Below are 17,010 nucleotides of genomic sequence, written 5' to 3'. Positions count from 1 at the left end.
GAGCGTGGCAATCTCAGGACTTTAGCACGAGATTGCTTCGTCAAAACTTACAGTCTTTCCTCGCAATGACGGAAAACAAAATCTAAATCACCTCTTCTATTAGGTTACTTAATAGCTTATGCCCTTCTTTTCTTCTTTTTAATAAATTTTGTGAAGCATCCTCTAATATTTTTGGATTACTTATCAACTCGAGTATTTTATCTGCTAATTTTCCTGCAGAAATATTATTCTGCTCTAAACACCATCCTGTTTTTTCATCTTCCAATAATTGTGCATTGTAATATTGATGATTATCTGCAGCACTAGGCAGTGGAATAAAGATTGCCGGCAACCCTATATAGGTCAATTCTTCTATAGTAGATGCTCCTGCTCTTGAAATCACTAAATCGGCTTCTTTATATTGCAATGCCATATTATCAAAAAATTCAGCAAATTCATAGGTAATGTTTAATTTCGAGTATATATCTTTTATTTTTACTTGATCATCTAATGCCGCTTGCTGGATTATGTTTAATTCAAGACTTGGCTGTTTTTGCATCAAAAATTGGATACTTGCAGGTATCAGCTCTGAAAATAACTTAGCTCCTTGACTACCGCCAAAGATGAATATTGTAAAAAGCTTGTCATTCCGTGGCTTAACCACGGAATCCAGTGCTTTTATTAAAGACTTTTTGGACCCCGTGGTCAAGCCACGGGACGACATTTCTATAACCTTTAATTCCCTAATATTCTCTCTAACTACCCCACCGGTAACTACTATTTTACTTTTTGCAAATTCCGGTAAATTCTTTATTTTTTCATAAGAAATAGCTATCTTTTTAGCAAAGCTTGCAAAAAATTTATTAACTTTTCCAAGGTAAGAATTCTGTTCATGAATTATAATCGGTACTCTTAAAAAAATTGCTGCAAACATTGGAGCTATAACAGGATAACCGCCAAACCCTACAGTAACGGAAGGCTTCATATTATATAATAATTTAATAGCCTTTAAAACTGCAATTGATAACCTAGGTAAAAACAAGAAAATATTACCTGAGCGTTTTAAATCTAGGATATGAAAAATTACTTTCATATCCTGCTTTATATATTGTTTGCATCTTAAATCAGTAATAAAATGAACTTCATAGCCACGTTTAATTAATTCTTCTCCAAGAGCAACTGCCGGAAAAAAATGTCCCCCTGTCCCTCCTGCTACCAAAATGATTTTTTTCATATTTCAATATTACGAATTTTGTACGAATTTAACGGCGTTCGGTATCTTGTAAAGCCAAGAAGCATACCGGTAGCGATAGCTATTGCAAGCGTTGAAGAACCACCGTAACTAATAAACGGTAATGTCATACCTTTAGTAGGAAGTAAATGTAAAGTCACACCCATATTAATTATTGCCTGAAGCCCTAATTGTGCAATTATACCGCTAGCAGCGAATTGTACAAATTTATCTGTTTCGTTTAATAACTTAATAAGACTTCTTAATACTATAAAAGCAAATATACCTATAACAATAAGGCAAATAATAGCTCCAAACTCCTCACCTGCTACAGCAAAAATAAAATCCGTATGCGAGTCGGGTAGTACCTGCTTAACTACCCCCTCCCCTGGACCTCGTCCATATAACCCGCCATGCTCAAACGCCTTAAGAGACTTACTAACTTGATAATTCTCGCTACTATCTGGATCTAAAAACGAATTAATTCTTTGCGTTACGTGCGGTAACCAAAAATAAGCAATAGTTACTCCTATCATTCCTAAAAAACCGGCTAAAACAATCCAAAGTATCGGCATACCCGCAATAAACAGTTGAATACCAAAAACTGCCGTAATCATTACAAGCATTCCAAAATCCGGCTGAATAATTAAGAGAATAGCAACAATAGAATAAAGTATTACACAAATCGTAAAACTTGGAAAATCATCATTAAATTTTAGCGATAATATCCAGCCCGTAACAACTGCAAAAAACGGTTTGATAAATTCCGAAGGTTGAATAGATAGACCTAGAATATTAATCCATCGCACTGCGCCTTTTACTTCATAGCCAAAAAATTTAACTGCTATTAATAAAACTATACTAGCAATAAATCCAACTATTGCAAAACGCCTTAACCATTTTTTATTAAGACATGAAAATAATAATATAAGTCCTGAAGCGGCAGCTAAATAAAATATTTGTCTAGATGCAAAATAACTTTCTTCAAGACCTATTCTACTTGCTACTGCTGAACCTGAGGTAGTCACAAGCATTAGACTAAAAGCAAATAAGATAATTAAAGAAATTATTATTTGCCTATCGGTACTCCGCCACCATAATTTTATAAAGTTATTAGATATTTCGTTATGCATATTATAGTTATTCAATTATGGCTATATTTATAATGTTATTGCATGGATCGGAAAACACCCTCGATGTCACTCCGTGGCTTGACCACGGTATCCAGAAAAACAATAAAAAATACTAATATTATTTAGTATTTTTAACTAGACCCCGTGGTCAAGCCACGGAGTGACAGGATACTACACAATTTTATAAACAACTCGCCACGCTCTTCAAAATTTTTAAACTGATCATATGAGCTACAACTAGGTGCTAACAAGATATTTTTTACCTCCGCGTTATCACCTACTGCATCCTTATAAGCAAGATCGAAAGCCTGCTCAAGATTATCACATATTATAAAATCTACTATATTCTTAGCAGTATTTGCAAATATTTCTTTAGCTTGACCATAAAAATAAGCTTTCTTAATGTGACTGAAATAAGGCTTTATTTCCTCAATACCACCCTCTTTAGGAATTCCTCCTGCAAGCCAGTAAATATTATCGAGTGCTTTAATTGATTGCACGGCAGATATGGCATTTGTCGCTTTACTATCATTGTAAAAACTTATATTATTTATACTACCGATATATTGCATTCTATGAGGTAAACTTTGAAAACTACTTATAGATTCAAGTATTTTTTTAGGTTCTACTCCTATTATTTTAGCTACTGCATAACTTGCTGCAATATTCTCACAATTATGAACTCCTTGCAGGTTTTTATTAAAAGGTACAGCATAATGCATAAAGCTTGATACAAGCGAATTTTGCAGGTCTTGCCTATGCTCACGTATTTTTATACACTCCGGCTCCACAGGCTCACCTTGAAATTCATATTGTCTCAAACTTTCTGAATTATGCTGTAATTCAAAACTTATATCATCAAAAAAATTAGCGCTAATTTTATCATCAACTACCGAAATACCGTTTTCAAGAATTTGAGCAACTGAAAAAGGAATTAGCTTTATACGCTGCTCTTGCTGCAATTTTATAAAGACTTCACGACAATAATCATTATCGATATTAATTACCGCATAACTCTCTTGATCCATGCGATCAAAGATCTTAGATTTTGCGGCAATATAGCAGGTCATATCCTGATGTCTATCTAAATGGTCGGGAGTTATATTAAGAAGCACGGCTATTTTAGCTGTAAAGGTTTTTACTAGATCTAGCTGAAAAGAAGACAATTCAAGTACATATCCATCCTTACTTGCTTTAGCTTGCAAAGCAGAAACTCCAATATTACCGGCAACCGGATAGTCTAAACCGCTACTATTTAAGATATGGCTTATTAAAGCAGTAGTAGTACTTTTACCGTTTGTACCGGTTATAGCTATAAATTTTAAGTTTTTTGATTTTGCAAATAATAAGTCTATATCGGAAGTGATTGGAATACTAAAACTTTTTGCAATATTGACTATCTCATGCGTTAAAGGAATTCCAGGACTTAAGACAATTGTATCTAAATTTTGCCATCTTGAATCAGATAAAGCAGCGATAGCAGTTTTACTATATAATTCTTCAAATATATCTCTATTTGCTTTTAAATCATCATAAACAATTACATCATATTTATTTTGCAACTCCTCGTAAACCGATATACCGGTTTTACCAAGCCCAAAAACACCTATTTTTTGTTTTGTATGAGAATTCATGAATTAATTTGAAAAAACATTGCAGTCTTAGTATTCAAGAACAGGTATACTTGATCAACTTCAAAAAGAGCAAGGAGTTTACAAGTCGAGGAGCGGAGCATATACTTAATACGTAAGCACCGCAGATCTTGTAAAACGACGTAGCCAATTTTTGAAGTTAATCAAGTATACTAATGCATGTCCTGCATTAATGCTTGTTCACCTTCATTAAATTCACCTTGTCCTTTTACATTACTGTAAGTTGTTTTGCTATGCCCAGGATCAGGTAAATAATAATGAGGCGGAACTTCTAGTGCTTTAGCACGCTGTACTTGATACTCATTAGGTCCAACTGTTGATATACCTACGGTTTCTTTTAACTTTTTACTACAAGCAGAAGTAATTAATAAAACAGTAAATAATACAAAAATCTTTTTCACTTAAACACCTATAAATTAAAATTATAATAGCCTCCTTGCAAAATGAACTTCTAGAGGTAATTTGTACGTCAATCCGGTACTTGAATCCTCACGTAGGTCTACTACGCTACGGTTCTGCGTTCTGTGTTTCCTTCAAATTCCTCTCTATAAGTTTAATTTTGCAAGGAGGCTATTTTATCGTTACCACCCTTATCGGTATTACGAATTTTTTCAGCCATAGCTTCAATTTGAGCATTATCATAATTCCCTTTAGCCTTTTCTTCAATAACTTTTTTAGTACTATAATAATCTTCTATTAAGATAATTACTCCTATTGTAATAAAGCAATCAGCTAAATTAAATACGGGGAAGCTATAATTCTGATAATGAAAATGGATGAAGTCAAAAACTGCTCCTCTAAAAAATCTATCAATTAGATTACCAACAGCTCCGCCGATTACAAAGCTATAACCGGCAAAGCTTCCGATCGTTTTTGAACGTATCATCAAATAATATAAATAACAGACAATAATCGTGTTCGTTATTAAGAAAATAGCATTGCTATATTGATAATATTCACGCATTAGACCAAAGCTAATACCGTAATTCCAAGTATAAACCATATTTAAGAAAGAAGTAAACTTAAGCATTAAGTCCGGCTTCCATCTCAAATTATCAATAAACCACCATTTACTTAACTGATCAATAATCACTAAGGTTATTATTATACGACTACTACGAGCAAATGTGAGATATAGTTTTTTTAATAGTGGGAGCATAATTGTAAATGTCATTCCCGCAAAAACGGGAATCCAGAAAAAATAACCTTAATATTAATACAAAATTATATATTTGATAAAATAAACCTATAAAAAACAAGTTTTTTATAGGTTTTACTAGATTCCCGCTTTCGCGGGAATGACATAAGAGTCGTACAACACCAAGTTGATTACGGTATGACAAGGATTCACTCTACAATGAAACTGTGGCTGCTTTATCAGCTTGCAATTCCTTATCAAGCTTAACAATTAAAGTTTTTATTTCTTTTTTAAATTGTTTAAATTTCTCTAAATTTTTTCCATTTAATTCTATACCCGGTGTTGTTTTAACTGACATAGGATTAACATGTTTGCCATCAATTTTAACTTCATAATGTAAATGTGGAGCTGTAGCTCTGCCAGTACTTCCGACATATGCGATGATTTGTCCTTGTTTTACGATACTTCCCACTTTTAAATTTTTTGCAAAATTTGAAGCATGCGCATAAGCAGTAGATAGCGTACCGCTATGTTTTACCTGAATAAATTTTCCATAACCCGACTTCCAACCTATTTCTGTTATAACTCCGTTTCCTGCGGAATATATAGGCGTACCGGTTGGAGCTGCAAAGTCAACCCCCCTATGCATTTTAGTATAACCGAGTATCGGATGCTTTCTATTACCGTAATGTGAAGAAACTTTTATAACTTTTAGCGGAGTTTTAAGTAAGCTTCTTTTTACGCTTTTACCGTCTTCGGAAAAAAATGCATGATTATTTGCGTTATTATCATGAGAATAACGATATATATTATATTCTTTCCCTGAAAGATTTAATGAAACATATAGAATTTTACCGTGGTGGGAAAATTTACCATCTTCCGTTACGTATTTTTCCGTTATTACGGTTGCAGTATCACCGCGTTTTATTTGACGCTGAAAATCGATTTGATAAGCATAAGCATTAATCAGCTCTATTATACTGTTATCCGATAAGCCCAATTTTTTAAGAGCTGACATAAAATTTGCCTCAATACTTACCGACGATTTAGCAACTTTTTTACTTAAAGGTACTACAATTTCTTCAACTTTAAAATTATCACCTTCTCTAATTACTTCAATAGTTTTTAGCTTATCGATAATTATAACGATTTTATTTAAGAATGCTACCTCTGAGGTTAAATCTTCATCCTCGTTTTCGATAATTTTTGTTTCATATTCAAAAGTAATTTGCTGCCCTATTTTAAGAGCAGAAGATAATTTTCCTTCCTTTATTAAACTTACAATTTTGTCTATTTCATTTTTAGGGATATGTTGTTCTATCAAAATTGACTTTATAGTATCGCCTTTTTTTACTACTACTTCTTTAAATGAAATTGTTTCTTCTTCACTACTATCAGGTTGTACTAAAGTTATGGATAAAGTGTTGTTAACATAATTATTAACAGCAAAAGAGACAAAAACAACTAATCCTATAAATAATAATAAGGAGGCAGAGGTGAGGATTTTCCTGAGACGTGCACTAATAAAAGATGATGGTAATATGCCATTAAAATCATAAGATAGTGCGGTATCATTCATTAAAATTGCTCTGAAGATTATTTGAATCAATTTTTCATTACTAGTAATAATATGAACTATATACAAACAAATTACAATAAAAAATTGTAAAATTTTGTTTTATTTCTGTCTTAATTAGTTTTTTATTGATTAAAATTTAATTTTTAATATAAGTTAATTTTTATTAACTTATATAGATAAATATTATGCCTAGACTTTTCCTATTTGTATTAATTTTTTATTAATTTTTATAAACCTTATGTCCTGCTCATCTAGCCATAATACTGTCAAATTACCCAAAATAGAATATTATGAGAATATTTCTTTAAATAAAAACTGTCCTATAAATAGTGAAATAGTTCTAGTAGGCGGTTGTTTTGATTTATTACATTACGGTCATATAGAATTTCTACGCAAAGCTAAAAAACACGGTAAATACTTAATCGTTGCTTTAGAGCCGGATGAAACAATTATTAAATATAAAAAACGTCAACCTATCCATAATCAATTACAACGAGCAAAAATTTTAAGTTCTTTCACATTTGTTGATAAAGTACTTATATTACCTACACTAAAAGATTTTAATGATTATGCTCGGTTAGTGCAAAACATTTGTCCTTCTGTAATCGCCGTAACAAAGCACGATCCTCAGTTAATAAATAAATTCAAGCAAAATTAAGAAATGCGAAAGTAATAGAAGTTATTGACTTACTGCAACATCCTAATATAGGTACACTTTCTAGCTCAACTTTCTAGCTCAAATATTATTAAAAATATGTAGTTTTTACAAAAATTTATCGATTTTTACTTTAATAAAACTGTATATCCATTTATATTAAATGTAAATAACTTTATATGTGCTATGAAAAATATTATTAGACATCTTTCCAAACCAACTTATAGAGAGGAATTTAAAGAAGACACTTCCCCTCGAACCGCAGAGTACAAAAGCGTAAGTGAGGATTCGAGTACCGGATTGACGTATACATTACCTCCAAAAGCGAAATTTGGAAAAATGTCTATTGCTTTAATTTGTTTTTTGATTGTTAGCAGTAATTGCTTTGCTTCCGAGCCGTTACCTTGGCAAGTAACGTTCCAGCCGCCGGCAAGTCCGATTATGGAGGAATTATATCATTTTCATAATTTTCTGCTTTATATCTCAACAGCTATTGTTTTATTTGTTGCCGGATTACTTGGCTTTGTATGCATCAGATTTAATGCAAAAAATAATCCCGTACCGGCAAAATTTTCACATAATGTTTTAATAGAAATAATTTGGACTGTAATACCTATAATAATTTTAGTTATTATTGCAGTGCCGTCTTTTAAAATATTGCGTCATGCCGAAAAAATACCCGAAACGGATTTAACTATTAAAGTAGTAGGTTATCAATGGTATTGGCATTATATATATCCTGATCATGATAATTTAGAATTTGATAGCGTAATGATCTCTGATGAGAATTTAAAACCTAACCACAAAAGATTATTAGACGTTGATAATCGAATTGTTATCCCTGAAAATGCTACCGTAAGGTTTCTCATTACCGCAGGTGACGTAATACATAGTTTTGCCGTTCCATCACTTGGATTTAAAATAGACGCAGTCCCAGGCAGAATAAACGAAACCTGGACAAGAGTGGCTAAAAAAGGCGTATATTACGGACAATGCTCCGAACTATGTGGCATCCATCACGGCTTCATGCCGATTGCTATAGAAGTAGTAAGTAAAGAGGATTTCGACAATTGGATTGCAAGCAAGAATAAGACTGCTATGAATGGCAAGAAGCCAAAATTGGTAGCTAACTAATTATATTTAGAAGTTCTATGGAAAATTATAATACAAAAATATCTGAACTAGATAAATTACTAAACGATATAACCGATTCTAATCGACATCAAGAAATTATTAAGTAGTGATGATTCAGCAGGTAAAGAAGCATGGTAATTTATAACGCAAGTATTTTATAAACTAAAACTATTACTTTAAATTTTTTAATATATGACTAACCACAATAACCCTTATCCCCATCTTTTTCCTAAACAAGCAAAAGAAACGATATTTTTAAAACATTTTATCCATAATCTAAATATAATAGTCGGAGATTACACTTATTACAATGACGCTAATCACCCTGAGAAATTTGAATATGAAAATGTTAGAGGAGCTTATTTTGTTAAATTGATTATAGGAAAATTTTGTGCTATTGCTATGGGTACTAGTATAGTATTGTTGTCGGTAATCCTGCAAAGCTATAGATTTCCTGATGAGATAGTTGAGCAATTACTTGAAATTCAATGGTGGGATTGGGATTATGATAAAATCACTCGGAATATTCCGGCAATTGTTGGAGCAGATATCGAACAATTAAAACAGGCAGAATAATAATTATGGATATAACTACTACCGAAATTTATCACGATTGCCACCACACCCCACACGGTTGGAGGCGATGGCTTTTTTCTACCAATCACAAAGATATCGGCATTATGTATATCATATTTGCCGTTTTTGCTGGAATTGTCGGAGGTTTGTTTTCACTGCTTTTTAGGTTAGAGCTTGCAATGCCCGGCGGCACTTTCTTAAATCATGATTTCCAGCTATATAACGTGCTTATCACAGCACATGCGGTTATTATGGTATTCTTTATGATTATGCCGGCTTTGTTCGGTGGCTTTGGTAACTATTTCGTACCTCTGTTAATAGGAGCTCCCGATATGGCATTTCCACGCCTTAACAATATCAGTTTTTGGCTACTAGTGCCTGCTTTTCTTTTACTTATGGGATCAGCTTTTGTTGACGGTGGGCCAGGAACGGGCTGGACGCTCTACCCTCCTTTAAGTAATTTAAGCGGTCACCCCGGTGCAGCCGTTGATATGGCTATTTTCAGTTTACATTTAACCGGTCTATCGTCAATCCTTGGATCAATTAACTTAATCGTTACTATCTTTAATATGAGAGCTCCGGGAATGGGCCTTTTCAAGATGCCGTTATTCGTTTGGTCTATTTTAGTTACCGCATTTCTAATAATTCTTGCGATGCCGGTACTTGGTGGAGCTATTACTATGCTACTTACAGATCGTAATTTTGGAACTACTTTCTTTAAGCCTGACGGCGGCGGTGATCCTGTATTATTTCAGCATCTATTTTGGTTCTTCGGTCATCCTGAAGTATATATCGTAATACTTCCAGGCTTTGGTATAATAAGTCAAGTTATTTCAACTTTTTCACGCAAACCTATATTCGGCTATCAAGGTATGATCGGGGCTATGGTGATCATAGGCTTTGTTGGATTTATCGTATGGGCGCACCATATGTTTACTGTTGGGCTTTCTTATAATGCACTTATATATTTCACTGCCGGAACGATGATTATAGCAGTTCCGACGGGTATTAAAATATTTAGCTGGATAGCGACTATGTGGGGTGGTTCGATTACATTCCCAACTCCTATGCTATTTTCGATAGGATTTATTATATTATTCACGATCGGCGGCGTAACCGGCATAATCCTATCAAATTCGGCACTTGATAGAGTTCTGCACGATACATATTATGTTGTTGCACATTTCCATTATACGATGTCGCTCGGCGCTTTATTTACGGCATTTGCAGGCTTTTATTATTGGTTTGGCAAAATATCTGGTAAACAATATCCGGACATTTTAGGCAAAATTCATTTTTGGATTACCTTTATAGGCGTTAACTTAACTTTCTTCCCGCAGCATTTCTTAGGTCTTGCGGGCATGCCAAGAAGAATACCGGACTACCCTGAAGCTTTCGCCGGCTGGAATATGGTTTCGTCGATAGGAGCAGGTATTTCTATGTTTGCTGCCCTTTATTTTGTATTTATCGTTTTCTATACGCTAAAATACGGCAAAGATTGTCCAAACAATCCTTGGGGAGAAGGAGCAGACACATTAGAGTGGACACTTACCTCACCACCACCGTTCCATACTTTTGAAACACCACCGCATATTGAGGGGTAATAGTGGCTTTGCTGCGTGGATGCCCAGTCATCATCATTGCGAGGAGTTGCGTTAGCAACGACGCAGCAATCTCATAAGATAATATAAAAAAACTCCTGAGATTGCCACGTCAGCATAAATGCTGGCTTGCAATGATAGAACCTTTATGAACTGTCCGGTACTATGAAGAATGACATAGCTGACAGAAAAATAATAAAATGTATAAAAAACCGATAATAGGTGTTACACCTGATTTAGCTCAAAATTGTGAAAAATATACTTACGCTGCTTTTCCATGGTACGCCTTGCGAAGAAACTATACCGATGCGATTATTGCAGCCGGCGGTGTACCGCTATTATTACCTTATCAAAGTGATACAATAAATCAGCTTATGGAACTTGTTGATGGTGTTGTAATGCCAGGCGGTGATGAGGACATACATCCTAAATTTTATGAGCCGGAATACGCCGAAGATATAGTAGTTTCCAATGAAGAACGTGATAATTTTGAGATATTAGTTTTAAAGAAAGCATTAGAGAGAAATATTCCGGTTTTAGGAATATGCCGAGGTATGCAGTTATTAAACGTTATTTTTAAGGGTACGCTTATTAAACATATTCCTGATTATATTGACACTGTAATTAATCATACACAACCTTTGCCTAAAAACATCGTTTCGCATGCAATTAATATAGAAGCAAATACTAAACTTGCTAAAATAGCTAATAATCAGCTACAAACTATGGTTAATTCGACTCATCACCAGGCTGCTAAACAACTTGGTAATGATCTTATCGTATCTGCAACAGCAGAAGATGGTATAATTGAAGCCATTGAATCAACAAAACATAAATTTGTTATCGGCGTTCAATGGCATCCTGAATATCTTAACGATAATGGAGTAGATTTAGAATTATTTAAAGAATTCGTAAAAGTTAGTAAGTAAATATTAGTTTTTAACATCATTAGATGAACATATTACAAACGCTTTATTATATTCATATCCAAGCGGCCAACAACATACGGAATTTTTAGAGCATTCATATACGAAAGTAGAACCTCTACCATTGCCTTCTAGTTGATACTGACCATAAATTACAGGTCCACATTGTTCTTGCCAAGCAATTGAATATTTTACCCGATTATCTTGCACATCCCATTGTTGTAAACAGCCGCTAATAATACAATTCATTTCAGTCACAAATAGTTTAACCAATTTTTGTATTACCAAATCTTCTTGTTGTTCTACTTGTATATTATCACAATAAGCTATATGTGAGTTTAAATTATTAGCATAAGCTCGTGATATTATAGAGACTATAATAGTAAATAATATAATAAAAATTTTCATATGATACCTTATTTATTAAATTTAAATTAATATATTTAAAGATACTTAATAAGAAACTAATAATCAAATATTATTTATTGTACTATATTATCATTTTAAATAAGATTTCGGACCTTTGATCTGCTATATTATCATCAAAAACATTATTTTATGACTGCTGATTATTCTTTTTTGAAAAGTTTTGCTGAGTATATCATTGATAAATTAGGTAAAGATACAAAAGTTCAAATAATATTGCCTAATAATTTCTCATGTCTAGAATTAAAGAAGATTTTAACCGATAAATATAAAATTAAATTACCTATCATTATTCCTTTTAATTCTCTTATTTCAAAAAAAATCGATTCGGATTATATATCTAAAATAGAAGAATTACTTATTTTATCATCAATTATCACCGAATATAAAGAATTACCTTTGAATAAAAATGAATCATTAAAAGCTGCAGAACTTTTAAGAAAATTGTTTAATGATCTTATAATCAATAATATCAATATAAAATTAATTGAAGTCTATAACAATTCTAACTATTGGCAAAAGATTTATAAATTTCTAGAATATTGCTTTTTAAGATGGCAAGAAGAAATATCGTTTACTCAAAAACAAACTAAAGCAGTTTATAAATTAAAGCTATTACAAGAAGAAATAATAAAAATAAAAACAGGACATAAGCAGGTAATACTCGCCGGAATATTCAAGCCTAATGTTTTTTTTAAAAGATTTGAAGAAGAATTAAAGGATTACATAATTCACTATAATCCTGCCTCCAAGCAGATTAGCGATGGTATATCTTATTATGAACCTAATGACATTTATGAAGAAACTAAACAAATATCTTATATATGTAGCCGTAATAAAGACAGACGAATTGCAATCGTTACAAATAATAATAAGCTTAAAAGAGTATATTGTAATTTTTTAGACAAATATGAAGATCTACTAGGTAATGACTTAAGGCTTAGTAATATAGGTGAATTACTAACGTCCATTATTAACATATTATGTAATAATTTTGATTTAAAACTCCTATTTTTATTACTTAAAAATCCTTTAATTAACTGCCCTACTGTGCAGCAGTTAGAATTAATGCTATCTAATAAAAACCGTTTTATATCCTCACCGAAATATTTATTGCAATTACAATTTGATAATGAGGATATAAGAGAGTATTGCCGTAACTTAATAGATATTTTATTTACCGATACTCCACACAATATACAAGCTATTCTAATCTTAACTAAAGAAATAACTGAAAAACTTTTGCCTACTATTTGGGAAAAAGAAGGAGGAGCAGAACTACTTGAGTTTTTAACAAATTTAACTGCATATAGTAAATATATAAATTCAACGGATAAAAAGGATTTTCCTAAAATTTTTTCTTTTTTACTTTCTAATATCAAATATTACAAAAATACCGACGCTGCTAGTATTATTATAGGACGGCCTGAAGATTTAGCATTATGTGAATTTGACTTAATTATATTACCGCATTTTAATAATGAAAACTGGACACTTAGTACTAAAGCTCACCCATGGCTTAGCAAGAAAGCATTGCAGATACTAAATATAGATTACGATGAAATTGCCCCTACTCTATATTCAGATTACTTCAATTTATTTCTACAAAACAAGCAAATAGTTATACTGAATGCTAAAAAATATGATGGGAAACTGTCAGTGCCGAGTAATTTATTTTTGAAGCTAGAAAAAGGTTCTGTGTCACCCCGTGACTTGATCACGGGGTCCAGTAATTATATGGATACCGTGGTCAAGCCACGGTATGACAAGAGTATTGAGATCCACAGCCCCTCTTTCCCAACCACCTTATCAGTAACCGAAATAGAAACATTAATAAGAAACCCATACGGTTTTTATGCTAAGAAAATTCTTGGACTACGTAAAAAAGATCATATATGGGAAGAACCTAAAATATCGGATTTCGGTAATTTGATTCATAAAGTTTTAGAGGAATATTCTAAAAATTACGACAAACAATATATTAATTTAAATTTGCTTGATAAACAAAATGCTTTAATAAATATCGGTAATCATATTTTATATAGCACTATTTTACCAAGCTACACAAAAAAAACTTGGCAAATAAAACTCACGGCTTTCAGCAAAGCTTTTATTTTATTTGATATAGAACGCCGAAAAAACTGCAAAGAAATCTATTTTGAAACTAAAGGGGAGTTACAGCTAAATATTATAGGTCAAGATATAAAAATAATCGGTATAGCTGACCGAATTGAAATAAGTAAATCCAACAATATCACTATACTAGATTATAAGACCGGTACTATTCCGACTAAGAAAGAAATAGAGCTTGGACTCTCTCCGCAACTTATCATAGAAAGTTTGATGTTACTAGAAAACGGATTTACGAAATGTAATTCTCTGTCCCTTTTATGTCATCCCCAGCCCCTTTTGTGTTATTCCCGCGAAAGCAAGAATCCAGTTATAAATAACAATATTACTATCGCCTACGTAAAAATAACTAGTACCGAACCTTATGTGCACACAACAGAAATAGCTTTAAGCATCGAGACTTTAAATAGACATAAAGCAGGATTAGTAAAATTACTTGAACATTATATTACAAATAAATTCTTTTCTTATGATTTGAATTTATCAAAGTATAATGATTATTTGCATTTGAGTCGATAGGCTAATTATGTCATTCCCGCGTAGGCAGGAATCCAGTACTTTAAAACTTTTTTTAAAGCTCGATTTATCTCGCTTTACCCTAGGATTCCCGCCTACGCGGGAATATGACATAAACAAACCATGCAACAAGGCTTTCAGTCGCTCGCAATGACGGCTTAGCAACTGCTCGCAATAGTGCTTACAACCCCATCACTAACTTAAATTCTTTACTTTTAATAATCTTACTATTCGTATTATAAATAATCGGATCGTTAATTTTTTCATGACCGAATCTATTTGTTTTAAATACCGGTATATCTAAACTATCTGCAAAATTACGAAGCACTAACATTGTGGCATCAAGATCTTTACCAAATGAACCAAATATTATAGCCTTAACATCCTCAATTAACCCTGCTTGCTTTAAGTGTAAAAGCGCACGATCTAATCTAAAAGGAACTACATTCACATCTTCTAAAAAAAGAATTTTGCCCTTAGTCTTTATTTGCCAACTCGTTCCTATACTAGTCTGCACCATAGTTAAGTTACCGCCTGTTAGTTTGCCGTTAACAAGATCACTTGATTTTGCTATATCGTTAAGAGGCACTAAATTATCTATAGTAACCTGCTTTACTTTACCTTTTAATATTTCAGCAAGCTTGGTAAAATTACCTTGCTCTTGTTCCGGCTTTAAGAGATCGGCTATATTACTGCCGTGAATAGTTTTCCAGCCCCATTCTTGTGATAGAAAAAGATGTAACGCTGTTATATCGCTATATCCTATAAAGAATTTCTCTTTATTTGGTTTTGATAGCTTTAGTAAATCGGGAATTATTCTCGCAGAGCCGTAACCACCTCGTAAACTCCATACTATATTATCAGACTCATCAAATAATGCATCCCGCAGGCAATTAAATCTTACTTCATCGCTACTTGCAAGAAAGGGTAGCTTACCTTTAGCAAAACACTGAGAAGAAATTTGTAAATTTAGTCCATTAATATTTTTTAAATCCGACAAGGTTTTATTATCCGCTTCTGTTGCCGGAGCAACAACAGTAATAGAGATATTTTTTAGACTATGACCAACAGAAAAAGTTGATATTGAAAAAAATAATATTATTAGTAAAGATATATTTTTAAGAATCATGAATATAATTGATAGGTATTGTTGAACAGATAAACCTACTATGTCATGCCGTGGCGCTTGACCACGGCATCCAGTCTTTATTTTATTTTTTCTAGATACCGTGGACAAGCCACGCTATGACAGAGGCAAGCACTGGATTCCCATTTTAGCTAGGGACAGACATGACATAGAAAATGCGAATAACCTTAAGAAGCTATTCTAAAGCAGCAGCATCACCGGCAATCTCTACTGCTTTAGCCTTGATTTGGTCAATAGTAAGGCCACTATATTCTACAGACCCACCTAATACAGTATCGTCCTGACCAAAAAAATTAATGTTCTTAACAACAGTTGCTTTATCTATATTACCTTTCCTCATATCATATACAAGCTTTAATGCTTCTTTTTGTGCTGGTAGTTCATGAGTATTAGATAGTGCTAAAGTCTTTACTTTTGCTCCAAGTTTATTCGCCGAAGCCTCTGATATTTCATCATCTTCAGATTTATCAGTTGAATTTTCGCTTATTCTAAGGTTTTCTATTATAGGTTCAACAAGCTTTGTCCATAGCTGGTCAGTTGAACTACAATCACAATCGGCTAGATATTTTCTACCTTCTTCTCCAGTTTTTACAGCATTATCAACAAACTCTTTAACTATCCACTTATTGTTAAATTTGTTATAAGTAGCTTTTATGAATAGTTCTAAATGATTAGAACCTAAATCTAAGAATTTTTGTTTAAGGTCCACAGGGATATGACTTTTTGTATCTAGCCATGTTTGCATTCCTGATAATATTTCTGACATTACCTTATTAGTGTCTTGTATCGGTACAGTAATATTATTACTCTTAATAGTAACCTCAAGTGCATTTTTAGTACTAGCATCCAAGTTAGATACTAAGTTTTCATACTGGGCTGGGTTACTTTGAGCTTCTTTTAAAATGCTTACTATTTCCTTAAATCTTGGTACTATTTCTGAATGACTACCCGTAATGCTTGTCATCCAATCCCATTTAAAATATTCAAAACCGCCGGTAGCATGATTTGGAACTGCAACATGTGCAAATTTATGGTCATATCTAATGCCGATTACATTAAGATCGTCTTTATATTTCTTTACTTGAATATCGTTATCATTGCGCTGTTTTTTAAAGTGTTGCTCTAATTTTTTCATACTCTCCTCCTTAATTCATAGTTTTTAATTAGTGTCGGTGTTATACTTACAT

15 protein-coding genes and 1 pseudogene are annotated in these 17,010 nt (G+C 32.7%); 6 read left to right on the top strand and 10 right to left on the bottom strand.

The window, feature by feature from the left end:
• Positions 1-82 precede the first annotated feature (82 nt).
• The 7 genes and pseudogenes from murG to RAF_RS02865 form a co-directional block, all read right to left on the bottom strand.
• A complete protein-coding gene (gene murG, locus RAF_RS02890; protein WP_012719667.1) occupies positions 83-1,213 on the bottom strand; it encodes an undecaprenyldiphospho-muramoylpentapeptide beta-N-acetylglucosaminyltransferase in 1,131 nt (376 codons plus the stop codon).
• A complete protein-coding gene (gene ftsW / locus RAF_RS02885) occupies positions 1,210-2,343 on the bottom strand; it encodes a putative lipid II flippase FtsW (protein ID WP_012719666.1) in 1,134 nt (377 codons plus the stop codon). The genes murG and ftsW overlap by 4 nt, the downstream gene beginning before the upstream one ends.
• 131 nt (positions 2,344-2,474) lie before the next feature.
• Complete coding sequence (gene murD / locus RAF_RS02880; protein ID WP_012719665.1) at positions 2,475-3,977, bottom strand: UDP-N-acetylmuramoyl-L-alanine--D-glutamate ligase; 1,503 nt, start codon at positions 3,975-3,977, stop codon at positions 2,475-2,477.
• A gap of 170 nt (positions 3,978-4,147) precedes the next feature.
• A complete protein-coding gene (locus tag RAF_RS02875; RefSeq protein ID WP_004995830.1) occupies positions 4,148-4,396 on the bottom strand; it encodes a DUF3035 domain-containing protein in 249 nt (82 codons plus the stop codon).
• 33 nt (positions 4,397-4,429) lie between these two features.
• Positions 4,430-4,545: pseudogene (locus RAF_RS08605) on the bottom strand (palindromic element RPE1 domain-containing protein); the annotation flags it as partial.
• 3 nt (positions 4,546-4,548) lie between these two features.
• Entirely contained in the window at positions 4,549-5,154 is a 606-nt protein-coding gene (gene lspA, locus RAF_RS02870) for a signal peptidase II (protein WP_012719664.1), read from the bottom strand.
• Between the two features lie 193 nt (positions 5,155-5,347).
• Positions 5,348-6,712, bottom strand: coding sequence for a M23 family metallopeptidase (locus tag RAF_RS02865; RefSeq protein ID WP_012719663.1), 1,365 nt, complete (start codon positions 6,710-6,712; stop codon positions 5,348-5,350).
• Positions 6,713-6,950: 238 nt separating this feature from the next.
• On the opposite strand from RAF_RS02865, the gene RAF_RS02860 reads away from it, so the two are divergent.
• From RAF_RS02860 to RAF_RS02840, 5 genes are all read left to right on the top strand, one after another.
• Entirely contained in the window at positions 6,951-7,370 is a 420-nt protein-coding gene (locus RAF_RS02860; protein WP_012719662.1) for an adenylyltransferase/cytidyltransferase family protein, read from the top strand.
• Positions 7,371-7,553: 183 nt separating this feature from the next.
• The gene (gene coxB, locus RAF_RS02855; protein WP_012719661.1) at positions 7,554-8,501 is read left to right on the top strand and encodes a cytochrome c oxidase subunit II; all 948 of its coding nucleotides are present in this window, start codon (positions 7,554-7,556) and stop codon (positions 8,499-8,501) included.
• Positions 8,502-8,693: 192 nt separating this feature from the next.
• The gene (locus RAF_RS02850; RefSeq protein WP_012719660.1) at positions 8,694-9,077 is read left to right on the top strand and encodes an acetyltransferase; all 384 of its coding nucleotides are present in this window, start codon (positions 8,694-8,696) and stop codon (positions 9,075-9,077) included.
• 5 nt (positions 9,078-9,082) lie between these two features.
• Positions 9,083-10,681, top strand: a complete 1,599-nt coding sequence (gene ctaD, locus RAF_RS02845; protein ID WP_012719659.1) for a cytochrome c oxidase subunit I — start codon at positions 9,083-9,085, stop codon at positions 10,679-10,681.
• 197 nt (positions 10,682-10,878) lie between these two features.
• Positions 10,879-11,607 carry a gamma-glutamyl-gamma-aminobutyrate hydrolase family protein gene (locus RAF_RS02840; protein ID WP_012719658.1) on the top strand — a complete coding sequence of 243 codons (729 nt, stop codon included), beginning with the start codon at positions 10,879-10,881 and terminating at the stop codon, positions 11,605-11,607.
• 3 nt (positions 11,608-11,610) lie between these two features.
• Here RAF_RS02840 and RAF_RS02835 read toward each other — a convergent pair whose 3' ends face one another.
• Positions 11,611-12,012: a hypothetical protein gene (locus RAF_RS02835; RefSeq protein ID WP_012719657.1), complete on the bottom strand. Its 402-nt coding sequence runs from the start codon at positions 12,010-12,012 to the stop codon at positions 11,611-11,613.
• 150 nt (positions 12,013-12,162) lie between these two features.
• On the opposite strand from RAF_RS02835, the gene RAF_RS02830 reads away from it, so the two are divergent.
• Positions 12,163-14,679 (top strand): PD-(D/E)XK nuclease family protein, encoded by a 2,517-nt coding sequence (locus RAF_RS02830; RefSeq protein WP_012719656.1) that lies wholly within the window; start codon positions 12,163-12,165, stop codon positions 14,677-14,679.
• Positions 14,680-14,857: 178 nt separating this feature from the next.
• On the opposite strand, the gene RAF_RS02825 is transcribed toward RAF_RS02830, so the two are convergent.
• Both RAF_RS02825 and RAF_RS02820 read right to left on the bottom strand, forming a co-directional pair.
• Positions 14,858-15,805, bottom strand: coding sequence for an LD-carboxypeptidase (locus RAF_RS02825; protein ID WP_012719655.1), 948 nt, complete (start codon positions 15,803-15,805; stop codon positions 14,858-14,860).
• Between the two features lie 193 nt (positions 15,806-15,998).
• Entirely contained in the window at positions 15,999-16,958 is a 960-nt protein-coding gene (locus RAF_RS02820) for a hypothetical protein (protein WP_012719654.1), read from the bottom strand.
• Positions 16,959-17,010: the final 52 nt, after the last annotated feature.

Source organism: Rickettsia africae ESF-5 (assembly GCF_000023005.1).
Taxonomy (GTDB): domain Bacteria; phylum Pseudomonadota; class Alphaproteobacteria; order Rickettsiales; family Rickettsiaceae; genus Rickettsia; species Rickettsia rickettsii.
The sequence above is the reverse complement of the archived record's forward strand: the minus strand, read 5'-3'. Positions and strand labels throughout refer to the sequence as shown.

Excerpts from the sequence above, each read along its gene's own strand:
- murG (WP_012719667.1), bottom strand. The coding sequence starts at position 1,213 with ATGAAAAAAATCATTTTGGTAGCAGGAGGGACAGGGGGACATTTTTTT.
- ftsW (WP_012719666.1), bottom strand. The coding sequence starts at position 2,343 with ATGCATAACGAAATATCTAATAACTTTATAAAATTATGGTGGCGGAGT.
- murD (WP_012719665.1), bottom strand. The coding sequence starts at position 3,977 with ATGAATTCTCATACAAAACAAAAAATAGGTGTTTTTGGGCTTGGTAAA.
- lspA (WP_012719664.1), bottom strand. The coding sequence starts at position 5,154 with ATGCTCCCACTATTAAAAAAACTATATCTCACATTTGCTCGTAGTAGT.
- RAF_RS02865 (WP_012719663.1), bottom strand. The coding sequence starts at position 6,712 with ATGAATGATACCGCACTATCTTATGATTTTAATGGCATATTACCATCA.
- RAF_RS02860 (WP_012719662.1), top strand. The coding sequence starts at position 6,951 with ATGTCCTGCTCATCTAGCCATAATACTGTCAAATTACCCAAAATAGAA.
- coxB (WP_012719661.1), top strand. The coding sequence starts at position 7,554 with ATGAAAAATATTATTAGACATCTTTCCAAACCAACTTATAGAGAGGAA.
- RAF_RS02850 (WP_012719660.1), top strand. The coding sequence starts at position 8,694 with ATGACTAACCACAATAACCCTTATCCCCATCTTTTTCCTAAACAAGCA.
- ctaD (WP_012719659.1), top strand. The coding sequence starts at position 9,083 with ATGGATATAACTACTACCGAAATTTATCACGATTGCCACCACACCCCA.
- RAF_RS02840 (WP_012719658.1), top strand. The coding sequence starts at position 10,879 with ATGTATAAAAAACCGATAATAGGTGTTACACCTGATTTAGCTCAAAAT.
- RAF_RS02835 (WP_012719657.1), bottom strand. The coding sequence starts at position 12,012 with ATGAAAATTTTTATTATATTATTTACTATTATAGTCTCTATAATATCA.
- RAF_RS02830 (WP_012719656.1), top strand. The coding sequence starts at position 12,163 with ATGACTGCTGATTATTCTTTTTTGAAAAGTTTTGCTGAGTATATCATT.
- RAF_RS02825 (WP_012719655.1), bottom strand. The coding sequence starts at position 15,805 with ATGATTCTTAAAAATATATCTTTACTAATAATATTATTTTTTTCAATA.
- RAF_RS02820 (WP_012719654.1), bottom strand. The coding sequence starts at position 16,958 with ATGAAAAAATTAGAGCAACACTTTAAAAAACAGCGCAATGATAACGAT.